A 17946-nucleotide genomic window follows, 5' to 3' on the forward strand; every position below is an offset into this window, starting at 1 on the left:
TGGTGTGGGGATAACAAGAGGGAAAAATGATGGATACCAATTTAAAGTTTTCGCTGATCACCACGATTATTGCTCTCGGCGTGATTGTCGCTTTCAGCCTGACCGCCATACTGCACTAATGTTTCGCTGAGGGAGGAGCGTCGCTTCCTCCCCATATCCCGCTATTATTATCAATTCTGCAAAAATCTTTTGTCATTTCGTTCACTTTTGTTTTTTTGTGATTGATGTCATGCTTTTGACTTCTGATGTTACGCCGTCCTCTCTGACGGTCTGATGGAGTCATTGAATGAAAATCAACTTTCCTTTACTTGCGCTGGCGATCGGCGCCTTTGGCATCGGTACCACCGAGTTCTCCCCGATGGGATTGCTGCCGGTGATTGCGAAAGGTGTGGACGTCTCGATACCGGTAGCGGGAATGCTGATCAGTGCGTATGCCATCGGCGTCATGGTCGGCGCACCGCTGATGACGCTGCTGTTGTCGCATCGCGCACGGCGCAATGCGCTGATTTTTCTGATGGGGATCTTCACCGTCGGCAACCTGTTGTCATCCATCGCGCCGGATTACACCACGCTGCTGCTGTCGCGCATTATTACCAGCCTCAACCACGGCGCTTTTTTCGGCCTGGGATCGGTGGTGGCGGCCAGCGTCGTGCCAAAGCATAAGCAGGCCAGCGCGGTAGCCACTATGTTTATGGGCCTGACCATCGCCAACATTGGCGGCGTGCCGGCGGCCACCTGGCTTGGCGAAACCATCGGTTGGCGGATGTCCTTCCTTGCTACTGCGGGATTAGGCCTGCTGGCGATGGTTAGCCTGTGGTTCTCCCTGCCGAAGGGCAGCGCGGGGGAACGTCCTGATGTCAAAAAAGAGCTTTCTGTCCTGCTGCGCCCGCAGGTGCTCTCCGCGTTACTGACCACCGTGCTGGGCGCCGGGGCGATGTTTACGCTATATACCTACATTTCGCCAGTGCTCAATACGCTGACCCACGCTTCATCGCTGTTTATAACCGCGATGCTGGTGCTGATTGGCGTCGGTTTTTCGCTAGGCAACTATCTGGGCGGCAAATTTGCTGACCGGTCGGTCTCCGGCACGCTGAAGGGCTTTCTGCTGCTGCTGATGGCGATCATGCTGGCGATCCCGCTGCTGGCGCAATCCCAGGCCGGGGCGGCCATCAGCATGATTGTCTGGGGCGCAGCAACCTTTGCGGTGGTTCCGCCGCTGCAGATGCGGGTTATGCGCGTAGCGCATGAGGCGCCGGGGCTCTCTTCTTCGGTGAATATCGGCGCGTTCAACCTCGGCAACGCGCTGGGCGCCGCCGCCGGTGGGGCGGTGATCTCTGGCGGACTGGGATATGCGTTTGTGCCGGTGATGGGCGCGATTATCGCTGGTCTGGCGCTGCTGCTGGTCTGGTTTAGCGGGCGAGCGCAGCCGGAAGAGGCTTTCGCCAGCCAGTAATCATCGGCTGGGCAAGGGCAAAAAAAACCGCAGCCGGGGAGACCCCGCTGCGGTTTGTCGTTTATGCCGCCAGGTTAGCCGCAACAAACTTCCAGTTAACCAGCGCCCAGAAGTGGTCCAGGTAGCTTGGACGGGCGTTGCGATAGTCGATGTAGTAGGCGTGTTCCCAAACGTCAACGGTCAGCAGCGGCTTCGCGTCGGTGGTCAGCGGGGTGCCGGCGTTGCTGGTGGAGACGATAGCCAGGCTGCCGTCGGCATTTTTGACCAGCCAGGTCCAGCCAGCGCCGAAGTTTTTCGCCGCGGCATCGGTAAATTTGGCTTTAAAATCCGCGAAGCTGCCGAAAGATTTGGCGATTGCGGCCGCCAGTTCGCCTTCCGGTTCGCCGCCGGCGTTAGGCGCCAGGCAGTTCCAGTAGAAGGTGTGGTTCCAGACCTGCGCTGCGTTGTTGAATACGCCGCCTTCAGACGTGCGGACGATCTCTTCGAGGGACTTGCCTTCGAACGCAGTGCCTTTGATCAGGTTGTTGAGGTTAGTGACATACGCCTGGTGGTGTTTACCGTAGTGATATTCCAGGGTTTCTGCGGAAATGTGCGGCGCCAGGGCGTCTTTTGCATATGGTAATGCAGGTAATTCAAACGACATTGCTACTCTCCTTATAACTTTTTGTTTTATCTCACATTGACAGGATGAGGTTTTCACCTGAATCGTGTTCTGACCGCCCGACGCTGTCGCGTCCCGGGCGTGTTATTGTATTGAGAATGTTAACATTTGCCGCAAGCAGTGAAAAGCCTTACAACGATAAAGGCTATTATCTCCGGTGCATGTGGTGAAGGCTTAACCGTTTTCTGCAGGAGTGGCCGATAAGCCGCCAAAATTGTTGCAACCCTGTATAAGGAGATGCCCTCTGCGGATTTGCGAACTCGCATGGCAATTAACTACTCTGCTTCGCCGCTGTCACGCAATGCGCTGAACAAAAAATAAAACTTTAATATCAAACGATTAATAAAAATATGCGCTCAGGCAATCGTCGCTATGCCAATAATTCATTGTCTATTTTTTAATTTGTATGACAAATATAGCCGCCAGCAGTAATTTCCCCAGGATGACGACGATGGCAAAAACAGATGAGGTGGTGAGCGCGAAAATGATCCCGGTGGTGCAGGGGATTGTTGACTGGATCGAAGCACATATTTTCGACACCCTGTCGGTGAGCGCGATTGCGAAAAAGTCCGGCTACTCACACTGGTACTTCCAGCGACAATTCGCCATGGTAACGGGCTGCACGCTGGCGAGCTACGTCAGCCGACGAAAGATGACGATTGCGACAATCTATTTAACGCAGACGCAGGCGTCGATACAGAGTATTTCTCAGTGCCTGGGATACGAGGGACAAGCCGCTTTCTGCCGGACCTTTCACCGTCACTTTGGCATGTCGCCGACCCGCTATCGTCGTGATACGCCGGGCAAAGAGAGCAATATGCAATATCCCTTGCGGGTGGGGATGGAGATCGAGCAGGAGAGGCGGTCTGCCGCCGCAGCGGCAGACCGGGATCAGCGAATGGTTTTCGGCGTCATGACGCGACGAGCGCCGACATAATGGCGAACCCAGTAATCCTCGCTCAGGGAGGTGATTTGAATATCACGACCTGTGCGCGGCGACTGAATGAATTTTCCGTTGCCGACGTAGACGCCGACATGGTCGGCAGCGCCCCGTCCGCGGGTGCGGAAGAAGACTAAATCGCCGCTCTGCAGTTCATCACGATCCACCGGACGCGCATCGCGCAGGTGGTACATTTCGTTGGCCGTACGCGGGATGTGGATCTTTACCAGGTCCTTATAGGCGTAATAGACCAGCCCGCTGCAGTCAAACCCGGTGCGCGGCGAGGTGCCGCCCCAGCGATAGGGTTTACCCAACTGGCCCATCAGTTTGTTCATCGCGGTACTTTGCGCTTTTTGCACCCGGACCTTGTGGGCGTCGGCGATCGTTAAATTCGCTTCGCTGGCCTCGGGCTTACAGCGTTTTTTATAGCCCTTGCGCACCACGCATTTGCTTTTGACGCTGTTTAGCGCCAGGGTCGGCTCGGCGCTGGCGGCGACCGTTTTCGCGCACTGCTTTTTATAACCTTTACGCAGCACGCATTTTTTCGTCGCGCCGGCGGCCTGACGATGAAGTGCGGTTTGGCTTGCTGCGGTAGTGCGGGTAGGGAGCCGGGTGCGCGAGGACTTTTTACTGGTGGTTTTAGCGGTGGTTTTAGTTTTTTGACTGGTTGCTTTTTTCTTGCGCTCTGAGCCACTTTTCGCGGGCAACGCTTTTGGCGAAGCGGAGGCGTGCGTATGCCCTGATGCCTGAGCCAGTGGCGTGAATGAGATAGACGTGAACAGTAATGCACAGAGCGATATCGCGATTTTGTTTAGCCGCGCCACTGAGCAATCCCCTGATTAATTACAGACATGTACAAATGCCTGACGATGAATGACAAACCGGAATGATTCTAAAGCATAAAAAGCCGGAAAGTTAATATTCTTTTGTATCAAAAATGTCGATTGGTTAACGATTGCAAGAAAACGCGTCAGACATTGACCGCCTCGCACAGAAAATGCGCAATGAGCGCCCGCCTGTGACCGCAAAATGATATTTTTAAGGCAACTTCGCGCAACAGAAGATAAAATATGAATAGTGAAAAAAATGTTATTATCCGTCCTGCCTACAGGACGCTACAATGACAAGTTACTGCCGTAGAAAGAAGTTTAAGGAAGCACGACAATGAACTCGACTTTAGAAAAGATCCAACGCCAAATCGCTGAAAACCCGATCCTGTTGTACATGAAAGGGTCGCCGAAGCTGCCAAGCTGCGGTTTCTCTGCCCAGGCCGTTCAGGCGCTGTCCGCCTGTGGCGAACGTTTTGCTTACGTTGATATCCTGCAGAACCCGGATATCCGCGCCGAGCTGCCTAAATACGCAAACTGGCCGACTTTCCCGCAGCTGTGGGTAGACGGTGAACTGGTGGGCGGCTGCGATATCGTCATCGAAATGTACCAGCGCGGTGAACTGCAGCAGCTGATCAAAGAGACGGCGGCAAAGTACCATACCGACGAGCCAAAAGCGGAGTAATTCCCGCCATCAGTAAAAAAGCGACTTCCTGGAAGTCGCTTTTTTTATCACTCCGGGGTGGCTACGGGCAGCGGCCAGCCGCCCAGACGCTTCCAGCGGTTCACGATCTCGCAAAACAGCTGCGCCGTCTGCTCGGTATCATACAGGGCGGAGTGAGCCTGCGCGCCGTCGAACGGCATACCCGCGGCAATACAGGCTTTCGACAGCACCGTCTGGCCCAGCGCCAGCCCGCTTAGCGCGGCGGTGTCGAAGGTAACAAACGGATGGAAAGGGTTGCGTTTAAGTCCCGCGCGTTCGGCGGCGGTCATGGTGAAGCTGTGGTCAAAGGTGGCATTGTGCGCCACCATGATTGCCCGGCTGCAGTCGCTCTCTTTCATCCCTTTGCGCACCATTTTGAAGATGGCATGCAGGGCATCGTATTCGCTGACGGCCCCGCGCTGCGGGTCATGCGGGTTAATCCCGTTAAAAGCCAGCGCTTCGGGCTGCAGATTGGCGCCCTCGAAAGGTTCAACATGGAAATGCAGCGTTTCATCGGGCATCAGCCAGCCGTGCTCATCCATCTTCAACGTAATGGCGGCGATCTCCAGCAGGGCGTCGGTTTTGGCGTTAAATCCTGCGGTTTCAACATCGATCACCACCGGATAAAAACCGCGGAAACGGTCGCACAGACCATTCAGTTGAGCGTTCTCGGACATCAGATTCTCTTAGCTGGAAAAAAGTAGCGCGCATTATGGCAAATTTTGCCGCGGCTTGCAGCAGGCAGGGGTGAAAACAACGGGCGCCGTAGCGCCCGGGCGAGCCATGGCATTAAATATGCCAGCGTGGGGAAGCTTTAGTTGCCCAGACCTTTGCCGGCATCTTTCTCTTCAATGAGCTCGATTTTGTAACCGTCCGGATCTTCCACGAAGGCGATGACGGTGGTGCCGCCTTTTACCGGCCCGGCTTCACGGGTGACGTTGCCCCCGTTCTGACGGATCCGTTCGCAGGCTTCGGCGGCGTTATCGACGCTCAGCGCGATATGGCCGTAGGCGGTGCCCAGCTCATAGCTGTCCACGCCCCAGTTGTAGGTCAGTTCGATTACCGCGGTTTCGCTCTCTTCGCCGTAGCCGACAAAGGCGAGGGAGTACTTGTACTCCGGGTTTTCGCTGGTGCGCAGCAGCTTCATGCCCAACACGTTGGTATAGAAGTCGATAGAACGTTGCAGGTCGCCAACGCGCAGCATGGTGTGGAGTAAGCGCATAATGTCCCCTATGCAGTTTATTTGATAGATCAGAACGTTGAGTATAGCGGCGATACGTCGCCGCTATCAATGGAGGGATTACAGAGTCGGGTAATCGGTGTAGCCTTCCGCGCCGCCGCCGTAGAAGGATTCCGGGCGTTGCGGGTTAAGCGGCGCTTTTTTCTGCAGGCGAGCCACCAGATCCGGGTTGGCGATGTAATCGCGGCCAAAGGCCACGGCATCAATCAGCCCTTTATTGATAAGATCGTTGGATTTTTCTACTGTGTAAGCGCCAGCGCCAATGATCACCCCCGGGAAGCGGTCGCGGACTTTCTGACGGAAAGCTTCACTGTAAGGTTTGCCGCCCGCCCAGTCCGGCTCGGACATGTGCAGATAGGCGATACCGCGTTTCGCCAGCTCGCTAATCAGATACAGCGCGTCTTCTTCTTCGTTCGGGCCATTATCCACATTCTGGAAGCTGCCAATCGGCGACACGCGGATGCCAATGCGCTCGGCGCTCCACTCTTGACTCACGGCGTCAACCACTTCCAGCACCAGACGGGCACGGTTCTCCACGCTGCCGCCGTACTGATCGGTACGCTGGTTCGCCGATGGCGAGAGGAACTGGTGCAGCAGATAGCCGTGGGCTGAGTGCAGCTCAACCAGATCGAAGCCGGCGTCACGGGCATTGCCGACCGCCTGACGGAAATCGTTGACGATCCCTGGGATCTCTGCGGTTTCCAGGGCGCGGGGCATTGAGGTGTCGACGCGGATGGCGTGGCCGTTTTCGTCACGCAGTGAGGTACGGGTGCCCGCGCTCAGCGCGGAAGGCGCTACCGGGGCGGCGCCGCCAGGCTGCAGGCTGCTATGGGAAATTCGGCCTGTGTGCCACAGCTGGACGGCGATATGACCATTTTCGGCATGAACGCCGGCGGTGATTTTCTGCCAGGCGGCAATCTGCTCCGGGCTGTGCAGCCCAGGCGCGCCGGCGTAGCCTTTGGCCTGCGCGGAGATCTGCGTCGCTTCGGTGATGATCAGCCCGGAACTGGCGCGCTGGCGGTAGTATTCGCCCATCAGCGGAGTAGGGATATCGCCCGGCTCAATGCTGCGCAGACGCGTCAACGGCGCCATAAATACGCGATTAGGGGCGGTGACCGCACCGACTTTCAGTGGGCTGAATAATTTTGCTTCCGACATAGTGACTCCTGAGTAGACCGGTCGTCTAGTAACTGATGAAATAAAAACGCCTGTTATACCGCAGGCGCCGCAATAATCTGTTTGGCGTGGGCAAGGGCGCTTTCCAGCGGCGTTGCGCTACGCGTAATTTTGGCCTGCAGGTTGGCCCCGAGCCACAGGGAATACAGCACCTGCGACAGGGTCATGGCCTCGCCGTCAAATGCGAGACTGCCTTCCTGACGTCCTTTCTCCAGCGCGTCGCCCAGCAGGGCGATAATCTGGCTGGCTCCGCGATCCATGGCGGCGCGCATATCTTCCGACAGATCGCAAACCTCCGCGGATAGCTTGACAGTAAGACACCCGCTAATAATCCCCTGCTGGCAGAACTGATTCAGCGTGTGCTGATAGTAGGCCAGTAGGCGATCGCGATAGTTACCGTCGCCATGATCGAAGTGGTCCACCAGGCGCTGCAGATATCCGGTGTAGTGATGTTCAAGCAGCGCGACGCCGAAGGCTTCCTTAGAGCGAAAGTAGTGGTAGAAGGAGCCCTTGGGCACCTCCGCCGTCTTCAGAAGTTCGCTCAAGCCCATTCCGGTAAAACCGCGATGCATGCAAAGCTGCTCGCCGGTGGCCAGGATATGTTCTCGGGTATCGCAATCGCTGTGTCTGTTCATGCTGCACACTGTAGTAGACCGATTGGTCTAATGCAAGCGTCGGCGGAAAAATGTTAGCTGACGCAGCACGTAGTGAACAAAATTTGCGTCAGCGCGGGGAAACGTCTTCAATGAAAGGAGACTAGGGGACAGGAGGCGTGTGGTGGCAGAGCAGTTAGAATTTTTCCCGGTGCAGAGCCCGTGCCGGGGAATATGTCAGACCGATGAGCGCGGCTACTGTCGCGGCTGTTTCCGCAGCCGTGAGGAACGTTTTAACTGGCAAACGATGAGCGATGCGCAGAAACAGGAGGTTTTGCGTCTTTGCCGCCAACGGCTGCTGCGCAAAATACGCGCGAACAGGCCGGAGCCGGCGGAAGAACCGCAGCAACCCTCACTGTTTTAAGCCAAAAATTACGTATACTCAGAGCACTTTTTTATTGAGGAAGCGGTTATGGTTCAGCGTATTGCTATGGCTCCCCAGGGGCCGGAATTTTCACGTTTTGTGATGGGCTACTGGCGTCTGATGGACTGGAAAATGTCGCCTGGCGAGCTGGTCAGCTTTATTGAGCAGCATCTCGATTTAGGCGTAACCACCGTCGATCACGCCGATATCTATGGCGATTATCAGTGTGAGGCTGCCTTTGGCGAAGCGCTGAAGCGAGCGCCGCATCTGCGTAGCCGGATGGAAATCGTCAGCAAATGCGGTATCGCCACCCGGGCGCGCGCTGAGAACACCATTGGCCACTACATTACCGACCGCGATCACATCGTGCTCAGCGCCGAGCAATCGCTGCGTAATCTGGCGACGGACCATCTCGACTTGCTGCTGATCCACCGGCCGGACCCACTGATGGACGCCGACGAGGTAGCCGAAGCTTTTCTCGCGCTGCATCATAGCGGTAAAGTGCGCCATTTTGGCGTCTCGAACTTTACCCCCGCCCAGTTCACCTTGCTGCAGTCACGTCTGCCGTTTACCCTGGCCACCAACCAGGTCGAAATTTCACCGGTGCATCAGCCGCTGCTGCTCGACGGTACTCTCGATCAGCTGCAGCAACTGCGTATTCGTCCGATGGCGTGGTCTTGTCTTGGCGGTGGTCGCCTGTTTAACGAAGAGGGCTTCCAGGCGCTGCGCGATGAGCTGGCGCAGGTGGCGCACGAGCTTAACGCCGACAGCATCGAACAGGTAGTTTATGCCTGGGTGCTGCGTCTGCCGTCGCAGCCGCTGCCTATTATTGGCTCGGGCAAAATCGAGCGCGTGCGCTCGGCGATTGTGGCTGAAAAACTCAGCATGACCCGTCAGCAGTGGTTCCGCATCCGTAAAGCCGCGCTCGGGTACGACGTACCGTAACGGGCATTTCCCCTCCGGAAAGGCGTTCCTGGTTTACACTTAACAGTGAGACAGCCATCCGGAGGTGTTATGCAACGATGTATTCTCGCGATCTTATCCCTCGCATTTTGCGCTGGCGCACAGGCCGTTAGTGAAGATGTGCAACTTAATCTCGTGACCACCCAGGGCGTCGGTCAGACCATCGGCAGCGTCAAAATCACCGAAACCGACCGCGGACTCGAGTTCGCCCCCACTCTGCGGGCGCTACCGCCGGGTAAGCACGGGTTTCATATTCATGCCGAAGGCAGCTGCCAGCCGGCGATGAAAGAAGGTAAAGCCGTGGCCGCCGGGGCGGCGGGCGGACATTACGATCCGCAGCATACCGGCAAACACGAAGGGCCGTTGGGGGCCGGGCATCTTGGCGACCTGCCCCTGCTGGTGGTCAACGATGCGGGCGTAGCCGACCAGCCGATTATTGCTCCGCGCCTGAAAACGCTGGCGGAGGTGAAAGGGAAAGCGCTGATGGTCCACGTAGGCGGGGATAACATGGCCGACAGTCCGCAGCCGCTGGGCGGCGGCGGCGAACGGTTTGCCTGCGGGGTGATTAAGTAGTTCCTTCGCCAATTGTGCCGGCCACCGGGGCCTGTTCCAGCTGCGACAAGGCGCAGTACAGTCGCCAAATCGCGGCGGCCAGTTCCCGCGCCGCCGGCTGATGATGGTGGTTCAGGGCGTCGCAGATCCGCTGCAGCTCCTGCAGGGTGGAGGCCAGCGGGCGCTGCTGCACGCCGCGCTCGCTCATCACATCGCGTAACAGGTTGATGCACAGGTCGCGCACCTGGGCGAGAGGATCGGAGCGGGTTTCCCATTCGCGAAGCTGCCAGACGACGTGCGAGCAATTGAGCAGCACGACGCCCCAACGCAACAGCCAGCGGCGCGCCAGGGCATCCTTACTCTGGCTGAGCTGACTGACGTGGTGATAGACCAGCGATTCAAATTCATGCTCACTGTGCTGAGGATGACGGCTGAGCTGATCGACAAAGTGACGCCGTAACGCTCTGATATGGCGTCGCCCTTTGCGGGCGTCTGAGCCCGGACTCAGTACCGCAAAGGCCAGCCAGGCAAAGCCTACCCCGACAATCTTGCTCAAATTATCATTGAAAAAGGCCGCATAATCGTACACCGGCGGGTTGGTGACGGCGATAAACGAGCCCATAAAGACGATAAGCTGTCCCCACAGGCCGGCGTATTTGGGCCACTGCAGTTTGAGTAACTGCATGGTGGTCAGGAGCGGGAACAGGAACAGCAGAAACTGCCACAGGTCGGTTACCTGCACCATCAGGCCGAACTTCACCACGAAACTGAATAGCGACAGCAGGACCAGAGTCTGCATCAGCAATGTCAGCGAGCGAAACGGCGAGGCGGATACGGAGTAGAGCACGCAGCAGATGGAGGCCAGGGTCAGGGCCGCCGCGCAGCTGGTCCACTGGGTACTGATCCCCCATGCGCCAATCGCCACCAGCGCGCAAAAGGTACGGACACCGTTGAGCAACGCCTCCGCCTGATCTGTATGGCGGGCTAACGGCGGGGCGGCGGGCACATTGAACTCGGCGATCGCCGAGGTATTTTCAACGCGGCGGATCCAGCGGCTGCTCTCCAGGTAAATGCGACAGAAATAGCGCAATCGCGCCCAGAAAGCGATGTGCCGGTAATCGGCATCCTGCCGCGGCGCCAGCGGCGCCAGGATCCGCGCAACGTGATAGCTGTCGGCATGAGGGGTGGCGAGCTCGGCGAGCAGCGACTCCAGTACCTGGCGAGTGTTCGCCGGCGCGTCAGGCCAGTTCAGCAGCATCCGTCGCAGACTGGAGATGACGCTGGTCATTCTGAGCTGCTGATGCAGGAGGTAGTTCAGCAGAGGATTCTGCCGACGGAAACGGTAGTGGCTCCAGAAGGCCTGGATACGCAGCAGGTTCATGGTCAGGATCTGGCCAATCACGCTCTCATGGGCGGTGCGAATGGCATCCGTCGTCTCCGGCACCCACAGCAGGCTGGCGTGCTCCAGCAGCCGGGCGTGCATGGTTTTCAGGGCCGTCAGCAGGTTGCTGCCGTCGGAGGTGCTTGGCAGGATCATCATCATTAGCCCGCCGCAGAGGATCCCGACGATGACTTCGCAGACGCGCGACTGGGCGATGACCCACAGCTCGTAGCTGTCGCTGATGTTAATCACCGGAAAGGCGATGATGGCGCAGGTATAGCCCGCCAGCTGAAAGGCGTAGGCGACGTTGTTGGTGAACAGGGCGCAGGCCCAGGTGCAGAGCGCCAGCCAGCCGGAGATACTGAACAGAAACAGCCAGGGATCGTTGAGTGTATGACCGGCAAGCAGCAGGGCGGCGCAGGCGCCGAGCAGGCTGCCTGCGATGCGGCCAAAACTTTTACTGATCACGCCGCCGACGGTGGGAAAGCTGACCACCGCCGCGGACGTCATCGCCCAGTAGGGCTCATCAAGATCCAGCGCATAGGCGATACTCAGCGCAAGACACATCGCGATGCCGTTGCGCAATGCGTACCGCCACTGCGGCCGGGTGGCTTTAACCCAGGGGAGTGCGCGCCACGACAGGGTCTGCAGGTTCATTACTGCCCGCCAATTGAGACAGTGCAGGTGGTACCGGAGACCAGGGTGACATCGGCCGGCAGCGTATCAAAGGCAATTCGCACCGGAACGCGTTGGGCGAGACGAACCCAGGGGATATTTGGTTTGATGTTGGCCACCAGCCCGGTTCCCTGTTCCACGCTCTGGTCGACAATCGCGCGGCCGATGCTGGCGACATGGCCCTTTAGCGTCTGCTGATTGCTATAGAGAATAATTTGTGCCGGATCGCCGATGCGAATGTGGCGCAGTTTGGTCTCTTCGAAGTAGCCCAGTACGTAAAACGAATGGCTGTCCACCAGGGCAAAGACCGGATGGCCGGTGGTAGCGTAATCACCGACGCGGGTGGAAAGGTTGGTCACCCAGCCATCCACCGGCGCTTTGACAACCGTCTGGCTAAGCTGCCACTGCGCATGTTTCAGCGCCGCTTCGGTTACGCCGACCCCCGCTCTGGCGGCAGCCAGGGTGGTGGTGGCGGTATTCAGGGCGGTATTGACGTTCTCAAGATCTTCAGCCGAGATGGCATTTTGCGACAGGCTTCGGCGACGGCGAGCCTCGCTGGCGGCCTTGCTTTGCTCCGCCTGCGCTTTCGCCACCTCCGCCTGGGCTTTCGCCAGCTGCGCCTGGGCGTTCAGCACCGCGATGCGATAGGGGGTGTCGTCGATGGTAAACAATACTTCCCCGGCTTTGACCCGTTGGTTATCGGTTACGTTCAACTGCAGAATACTGCCGGAGACCTGAGGGGTGATCCCAACCTGCTCGGCGCGCACTTTGCCGTCGCGGGTCCAGGGTGACTGAGTGTAGAAATTCCATAACAACCATGCGGCAATCAGGGCGACGGCCGCGACCAGCAGCGTTGACAGATATTTTAATCTTTTCATAACAGGGAGATCACCAGGCAATGAGCAATACCAGGGCCAGACAGACCGCGAGCGCGAACAGGGAGAGATCCATTAGTAGCGGGTGCCAGATGTCGCCCGCATACATCCAGTCACGCAGCTGGCGATGTAAAAACAACCAGATAAAGAAACCCAACAAGACGGCTTTGAACAGCGGAGGGAAATAGACGGATGCGCCGAACACCAGGTCCTGCAGCGGCAATCCGGATGTGTTAAGACTCAGTTTCACAAGCAAAAATCCTTTGCCATTACAGGGGTAACCTCAGGACGTGCTACTCTTTAACAGTGTAAATCATTGTTTTGGTTTTTGTTGAATCAAGTAATTCATTTGTTTTGATAATTCAAATGCTGCACACTATTCTAAAATCAGTATAATAACTTAGCAAGCTAATTATAAGGAGATGAAATTGGAATCGCCACTTGGTTCTGATCTGGCACGTTTAGTTCGCGTTTGGCGCGCGCTAATCGACCATCGCCTGAAACCTCTGGAGTTAACGCAGACCCACTGGGTCACGCTGCATAACATCCACCAGCTGCCGCCTGAGCAGTCGCAGATCCAGCTGGCGAAAGCTATCGGTATTGAACAGCCGTCGCTGGTGCGCACGCTCGATCAGCTGGAGGAGAAAGGGCTCATTTCTCGCCAGACCTGCGCAAGCGATCGGCGGGCCAAACGCATCAAGCTGACGGAAAAAGCCGAACCGCTGATCAACGAGATGGAAGAGGTGATAGGTAAGACCCGTGATGAAATCCTCTCAGGGGTCTCGAAGCAGGAAGTGGAAACCTTGCTCCACTTAATCCGTAAACTTGAACAAAATATCCTCGATCTCCAGGCTAAAGATTAATTCTTTGCGGCCCGGGCTAATCCGGGCCTTTTTTCACCCTCCCTGCCGATGCCAGACGATCACCTGGTTACGTCCGTTATTCTTTGCTTCATACATGGCTTCGTCCGCGCGCTGAACGCACGCTTCCGCTGTCACGCTATTGTCGTGGGTGGTATACACCCCCATGCTGATGGTCATTCGCTCCGGTAAATGGCTCTCCCCGGCACTGACCGCCAGGCGGATACGCTCGGCGATCGCTTGCGCTTCTTTTTCACCGGTGTTGACCAGCAGCAGAGCAAATTCCTCACCGCCGATGCGTGCGGCGGCGTCATCTACCCGCGAATGGCTTTCCAGCACCGAGGCGGCGAACTGGATCACTTTGTCGCCGGCGACATGGCCGTAGCTATCGTTGATGCGTTTGAAATGGTCGAGGTCGCTGATGAGCACCGACAGCGGATGCTGGGCATTCACCTTCGCCAGCTGTTGGTTAAGGGTGTCGTAGAAGAAGCTGCGGTTGTAGAGGCGGGTCAACGGGTCGCGGATCGAATTCTGATACGAATGAACATATTTGTGGTTAGACTCGCGATAGAGGATAAAGACGTCAACCAGTAGCACCAGAATCAGGAACAAGGTGCATAGCGTTTCGAAAAAACGCGCCTGGTACCAGGTCTGATCCAGCTCCCCTGCGGTGGAGAGCAGCTGGAAAAGCGTGAACAAATAAGCGCTGCAAAAAAAAGCGCTGCTGAACCAAAAAATATTACGCAGTTTACTCAAGCTAATTAATAAAATCAGCGTGATGAACCAAACTGCCATCAGCAGCCAGCCGATAATACTTTGCCACAACGGGGTAAAGGTATGGCTCAGATCGTCGATAAAATTGACGCTCAGCCACGGCGAATGGCTGGAGTATAGCCATGATAAAACAATAATGGTCAACGTAAAAAGTATACATGCTGTAAATGTAAGAACGTGTGCTTTCCACGAATGCATGATGCGCTGGCGAAAATAGTACAAAATAATAGATGACATGAATAACACAGCCATCATTATATTGCGGAAGAAATAATAGATAACGGCGTCATTTTGATTAACGACCGGGGCCGGATTGCAGGTAAGCCAGTCCGGATAGCTGCTGAGCGTGCCAAGCATCAGCAGCGCTGAGCAGGCAAACCCGAAAGAGACTGGAGTAAGGTACAGACGCCGCTTGCTGCTCCAGTATTTCATGCCCATAAAACAGGCAATGGTAATATGAAAAACCATCAGGAAACTGGTCAGCAGCGGAAATAATATTGAGGAAGTACTACTGAAGCTGGTATGAAAAAACGCAGTCATCCCGGAAATGCCAATCCCGGCCAGTAAACAAATGCAAATATAAAGGATTAGACGTTTAACGATATGATGCACATGTTCGGGCATAGGCAATATTCCACATAAAAGGCAACGGCAGCGACGATGAGTCACCAGGGCTAATTTACGTTCTTGAGGGTAATAGGGGCGGGCAGATAAGATATTGCGCAGGCGCAATGATTCATGGAATATTAAAATAAAGATGTCTGATGGTTACTACGAATTTATTACGGCGAAATAAACGTGGCTGAAAAATACGATGCGGCGCAACCGGCCGCATCGTAAGGGAAATTATCGCGGAGAGACGGTGACCTGGCTGCCGCTGCCGGCAATGGCCACGCGCTGACCAACGGAGAACGGAGTGCTGCCCTGTTTCTGCACTACCATAATGGTATTGCCATCGTCCTTACGGATTTCCAGTTCAACGCCCTGCGTTTTATTCATCGCGCCCTGAACGCCCTGACCGGCTACGCCGCCCGCGACCGCACCTGCCGCCGTAGCCAGAGAGCGTCCGGTACCTCCGCCGATGGTGTTTCCAAGGAACCCGCCCAGTACCGCACCGCCAATGGCCCCGATGGCATTGCTATCGTCGCCGCTCTGGATCTGTACGGCGCGCGTATGCACGATGGTACCGTAAGTCACACTCTGCACCTGTTTGGCTTCAGATGCGGAATAAACGTCGCCGGACAGGCCGCTGCTGCTCACGCAGCCTGCGAGCGTAAAACCAATCATCGATACAGCCAAAACACGTAAAATCATTTATGAATCTCCTGTTCACCGAAGGTGTTCAATTGAACGTCCATACGGTTAATTATATGGCATTTAGTCGTCGGCGGGCATAGGTTCTCCCTGGACTATACAAAAAATAATAAACACTGGTGCTTCAACCTCAACTAAACGCCGGTTCTTTACGATGTTCTCTGATTTGTCGCTCTATTGTTAAAAAGTATTAGTACAACATAGCATTAGCCGACACTTTATGATGGAGTGAGGGTATACAAGGGTCATGGAATGAAGGAAAACGTATGAGATCGGGTCGCTTTATTGGCGTTATGTCTGGTACCAGCCTGGATGGTATCGATGTCGTTTTGGCCACCATTACTGAAAACATGGTGGCGCAGCAGGCTAGTCTCACCTGGCCCATTCCACACGCGATAAAAGAAGAGATTCTGGCGATTTGCCAGGGGCAGTCGCTGACCCTTTCGCAGCTAGGCCGTCTGGACACCCGTCTGGGACGGCTGTTTGCCGATGCCGTACTGGCGCTGATGCGCCAGGAAAGTCTCAAACCCACCGACGTCATCGCCATCGGCTGCCATGGACAGACCGTATGGCATGAACCGCAGGGAGAGGCTCCGCATACCCTGCAAATTGGTGATAACAACCAGATCGCCGCCCACACCGGGATAACCGTAGTGGGGGATTTTCGTCGCCGGGATATGGCGCTAGGCGGGCAGGGGGCGCCGCTGGTGCCGGCTTTTCATCATGCGCTGCTGGCCCACCCCGTTGAGCGACGTATGGTGCTCAATATCGGCGGGATCGCTAATGTGTCGCTGCTGGCGCCAGGTCAGCCGGTGCGCGGCTATGATACCGGGCCGGGAAATATGTTGCTGGACGCCTGGATCTGGCGCCAGAAGGGCAAACCGTACGACAAGGACGCCCAATGGGCTAGCGAAGGTAAAGTGCTGCTGCCGCTGCTGCAGGACATGCTGAGCGATCCGTGGTTTGCCTTGCCGGCGCCGAAAAGCACCGGTCGGGAATATTTCAATTACGGCTGGCTGGAGCAGCATATGGCCCGCTATCCGGGGCTACGCGGGGAGGATGTTCAGGCTACGCTTGCGGAATTGACCGCCGTCACCATCAGTGAGCAGGTATTGTTAAGCGGCGGCTGCGAGCGTTTGTTAGTGTGCGGCGGCGGCGCGCGTAACCCCTTGTTAATGGCGCGCCTGGCGGCGCTGCTGCCGGGAACCGAGGTCTCCACCACCGATGAGGCGGGGATCAGCGGCGATGATATGGAAGCGCTGGCCTTTGCCTGGCTGGCCTGGCGAACGCTGGCTGGTCTGCCGGGCAATCTGCCCTCCGTGACCGGCGCCAGCGAAGCCTCGGTGCTGGGCGCCATTTTTCCGGCTAACCCGCCGCAGAATCGGAGTTAACTGAAATCTTAAATACGACGCGACCGGTAAACTGGACAAGTTAAGCGGAGGGCGGAGTGCCCGCCGTGACCGGGAAAGTCGAAGGCAAACGAATGAAAAAAATTCTTATCGCAGTTGTACCTTTTATGCTGGCGGGCTGTAGCTACTACAACCAGTTTGTCGAGCGGATGCAGACGGACACGCTGGAGTATCAATGCGACCAGAAACCATTGACGGTCCATCGCAATAACGCACGCCAGCAGGTCAGTTTTATCTATGATAATCAGCAACTGAACCTGTCTGAGGGGCTGTCGGCTTCCGGGGCGCGCTACACCGACGGCGTCTATGTGTTCTGGTCAAAAGGCGATACCGCCACCGTCTATAAGCGCGACCGCATCGTCCTTGATAACTGTCAGCTGCAGACGGCCAAACGTTGAGATTTCTGTCCGGGGGGCGCACAATAACGCCACCTTATGACTACATCCTCAATGGCCATGTCTGATAACGACGAACTCCAGCAAATTGCGCATTTGCGCCGTGAATACACCCGTGGCGGTTTGCGTCGCCACGATCTTCCTGCTGAACCCCTGCCGCTGTTTGAACGCTGGCTGCGTCAGGCCTGCGATGCGAAACTTGCCGACCCAACGGCCATGGTGGTCGCCACCGTCGATGAGCGCGGCCAGCCCTACCAGCGCATTGTGCTGCTGAAGCACTACGATGAAAAAGGGTTGGTGTTTTATACCAACCTTGGCAGCCGTAAAGCGCATCAAATTGAAAACAACCCGCAGGTCAGCCTGCTTTTCCCGTGGCATATGCTGGAGCGCCAGGTGATGGTAATCGGCAAAGCGGAGCGTCTGTCGACGCTGGAAGTGGTCAAATATTTCCACAGCCGTCCGCGCGACAGCCAGATTGGCGCCTGGGTCTCGAAGCAGTCGAGCCGGATCTCAGCCCGCGGCATCCTCGAAAGCAAATTCCTCGAGCTGAAGCAGAAGTTCCAGCAGGGTGAAGTGCCGTTGCCGAGCTTCTGGGGCGGATTCCGCGTCAGCATTGAGCAGATGGAGTTCTGGCAGGGGGGAGAACACCGTCTGCACGATCGCTTTTTATACCAGCGCGATAGCGGCGCCTGGAAAATAGACCGTCTGGCGCCGTAAACGCCGAAATTAGT

Annotated in this window: 22 protein-coding genes; 11 read left to right on the plus strand and 11 right to left on the minus strand. The window is 56.4% G+C overall.

The annotated features are described in order from the left end of the window. Window positions 1-26: 26 nt before the first annotated feature. Together KHQ26_RS01935 and KHQ26_RS01940 are read left to right on the plus strand one after the other, a co-directional pair. A complete protein-coding gene (locus KHQ26_RS01935; RefSeq protein WP_002907776.1) occupies window positions 27-119 on the plus strand; it encodes a YnhF family membrane protein in 93 nt (30 codons plus the stop codon). A gap of 167 nt (window positions 120-286) precedes the next feature. Beyond that, entirely contained in the window at window positions 287-1453 is a 1167-nt protein-coding gene (locus tag KHQ26_RS01940) for an MFS transporter (protein ID WP_002907773.1), read from the plus strand. A 61-nt stretch (window positions 1454-1514) separates the two neighbouring features. On the opposite strand, the gene sodB is transcribed toward KHQ26_RS01940, so the two are convergent. Further along, window positions 1515-2096 carry a superoxide dismutase [Fe] gene (sodB, locus tag KHQ26_RS01945; protein ID WP_002907771.1) on the minus strand — a complete coding sequence of 194 codons (582 nt, stop codon included), beginning with the start codon at window positions 2094-2096 and terminating at the stop codon, window positions 1515-1517. Window positions 2097-2565: 469 nt separating this feature from the next. Here sodB and KHQ26_RS01950 point away from each other — a divergent pair, with 469 nt between their 5' ends. Then, entirely contained in the window at window positions 2566-3051 is a 486-nt protein-coding gene (locus tag KHQ26_RS01950; RefSeq protein ID WP_004184275.1) for a helix-turn-helix domain-containing protein, read from the plus strand. Here KHQ26_RS01950 and KHQ26_RS01955 read toward each other — a convergent pair. Further along, window positions 3006-3878, minus strand: coding sequence for a C40 family peptidase (locus KHQ26_RS01955; protein ID WP_004151204.1), 873 nt, complete (start codon window positions 3876-3878; stop codon window positions 3006-3008). The genes KHQ26_RS01950 and KHQ26_RS01955 overlap by 46 nt on opposite strands. A 340-nt stretch (window positions 3879-4218) precedes the next feature. Between KHQ26_RS01955 and KHQ26_RS01960 the strand changes: the two genes are divergently transcribed. After that, window positions 4219-4566, plus strand: coding sequence for a Grx4 family monothiol glutaredoxin (locus KHQ26_RS01960; protein ID WP_020804611.1), 348 nt, complete (start codon window positions 4219-4221; stop codon window positions 4564-4566). 47 nt (window positions 4567-4613) lie between these two features. Here KHQ26_RS01960 and rnt read toward each other — a convergent pair whose 3' ends face one another. The 4 genes from rnt to KHQ26_RS01980 all read right to left on the minus strand — a co-directional run bounded on the left by rnt (window position 4614) and on the right by KHQ26_RS01980 (window position 7635). Continuing rightward, a complete protein-coding gene (gene rnt / locus KHQ26_RS01965; RefSeq protein ID WP_002907766.1) occupies window positions 4614-5261 on the minus strand; it encodes a ribonuclease T in 648 nt (215 codons plus the stop codon). A gap of 137 nt (window positions 5262-5398) precedes the next feature. After that, complete coding sequence (gene gloA / locus KHQ26_RS01970; RefSeq protein WP_002907764.1) at window positions 5399-5806, minus strand: lactoylglutathione lyase; 408 nt, start codon at window positions 5804-5806, stop codon at window positions 5399-5401. Between the two features lie 78 nt (window positions 5807-5884). After that, complete coding sequence (locus KHQ26_RS01975) at window positions 5885-6982, minus strand: alkene reductase (RefSeq protein WP_049125072.1); 1098 nt, start codon at window positions 6980-6982, stop codon at window positions 5885-5887. Window positions 6983-7035: 53 nt separating this feature from the next. Next, entirely contained in the window at window positions 7036-7635 is a 600-nt protein-coding gene (locus tag KHQ26_RS01980) for a TetR/AcrR family transcriptional regulator (protein ID WP_004175857.1), read from the minus strand. 139 nt (window positions 7636-7774) lie between these two features. On the opposite strand from KHQ26_RS01980, the gene KHQ26_RS01985 reads away from it, so the two are divergent. From KHQ26_RS01985 to sodC, 3 genes are all read left to right on the plus strand, one after another. Continuing rightward, a complete protein-coding gene (locus KHQ26_RS01985; protein ID WP_004189722.1) occupies window positions 7775-8017 on the plus strand; it encodes a DUF1289 domain-containing protein in 243 nt (80 codons plus the stop codon). A gap of 48 nt (window positions 8018-8065) precedes the next feature. Continuing rightward, window positions 8066-8962 (plus strand): aldo/keto reductase, encoded by an 897-nt coding sequence (locus KHQ26_RS01990; protein WP_002907760.1) that lies wholly within the window; start codon window positions 8066-8068, stop codon window positions 8960-8962. Between the two features lie 69 nt (window positions 8963-9031). After that, complete coding sequence (gene sodC, locus KHQ26_RS01995; RefSeq protein WP_004184268.1) at window positions 9032-9553, plus strand: superoxide dismutase [Cu-Zn] SodC; 522 nt, start codon at window positions 9032-9034, stop codon at window positions 9551-9553. Here the strand turns inward: sodC and KHQ26_RS02000 are convergent. Genes KHQ26_RS02000 through KHQ26_RS02010 form a run of 3 tightly spaced genes read right to left on the minus strand, consistent with a single transcriptional unit; the run spans window position 9546 to window position 12713 of the window. Continuing rightward, window positions 9546-11570, minus strand: coding sequence for an FUSC family protein (locus KHQ26_RS02000; protein WP_020804618.1), 2025 nt, complete (start codon window positions 11568-11570; stop codon window positions 9546-9548). The two genes, sodC and KHQ26_RS02000, sit on opposite strands and share 8 nt — an antisense overlap. Then, window positions 11570-12466: an HlyD family secretion protein gene (locus KHQ26_RS02005; protein ID WP_004143835.1), complete on the minus strand. Its 897-nt coding sequence runs from the start codon at window positions 12464-12466 to the stop codon at window positions 11570-11572. The genes KHQ26_RS02000 and KHQ26_RS02005 overlap by 1 nt, the downstream gene beginning before the upstream one ends. A 10-nt stretch (window positions 12467-12476) precedes the next feature. Beyond that, window positions 12477-12713, minus strand: a complete 237-nt coding sequence (locus tag KHQ26_RS02010) for a DUF1656 domain-containing protein (RefSeq protein WP_002907752.1) — start codon at window positions 12711-12713, stop codon at window positions 12477-12479. A 172-nt stretch (window positions 12714-12885) separates the two neighbouring features. Here KHQ26_RS02010 and slyA point away from each other — a divergent pair, with 172 nt between their 5' ends. Beyond that, window positions 12886-13326 (plus strand): transcriptional regulator SlyA, encoded by a 441-nt coding sequence (gene slyA / locus KHQ26_RS02015; protein ID WP_004143833.1) that lies wholly within the window; start codon window positions 12886-12888, stop codon window positions 13324-13326. Between the two features lie 33 nt (window positions 13327-13359). Here slyA and KHQ26_RS02020 read toward each other — a convergent pair whose 3' ends face one another. Both KHQ26_RS02020 and slyB read right to left on the minus strand, forming a co-directional pair. Further along, entirely contained in the window at window positions 13360-14721 is a 1362-nt protein-coding gene (locus KHQ26_RS02020) for a GGDEF domain-containing protein (RefSeq protein WP_211777836.1), read from the minus strand. A gap of 222 nt (window positions 14722-14943) precedes the next feature. Continuing rightward, window positions 14944-15411 carry an outer membrane lipoprotein SlyB gene (slyB, locus tag KHQ26_RS02025; RefSeq protein ID WP_002907749.1) on the minus strand — a complete coding sequence of 156 codons (468 nt, stop codon included), beginning with the start codon at window positions 15409-15411 and terminating at the stop codon, window positions 14944-14946. A 266-nt stretch (window positions 15412-15677) separates the two neighbouring features. On the opposite strand from slyB, the gene anmK reads away from it, so the two are divergent. From anmK to pdxH, 3 genes are all read left to right on the plus strand, one after another. Next, a complete protein-coding gene (anmK, locus tag KHQ26_RS02030) occupies window positions 15678-16802 on the plus strand; it encodes an anhydro-N-acetylmuramic acid kinase (RefSeq protein WP_004143831.1) in 1125 nt (374 codons plus the stop codon). Between the two features lie 92 nt (window positions 16803-16894). Next, window positions 16895-17218 carry a C-type lysozyme inhibitor gene (gene mliC, locus KHQ26_RS02035; RefSeq protein ID WP_002907744.1) on the plus strand — a complete coding sequence of 108 codons (324 nt, stop codon included), beginning with the start codon at window positions 16895-16897 and terminating at the stop codon, window positions 17216-17218. 57 nt (window positions 17219-17275) lie between these two features. Further along, the gene (pdxH, locus tag KHQ26_RS02040) at window positions 17276-17932 is read left to right on the plus strand and encodes a pyridoxamine 5'-phosphate oxidase (RefSeq protein WP_002907742.1); all 657 of its coding nucleotides are present in this window, start codon (window positions 17276-17278) and stop codon (window positions 17930-17932) included. Window positions 17933-17946: the final 14 nt, after the last annotated feature.

Source organism: Klebsiella sp. 10, assembly GCF_018223925.1.
Lineage (GTDB): Bacteria > Pseudomonadota > Gammaproteobacteria > Enterobacterales > Enterobacteriaceae > Klebsiella > Klebsiella pneumoniae.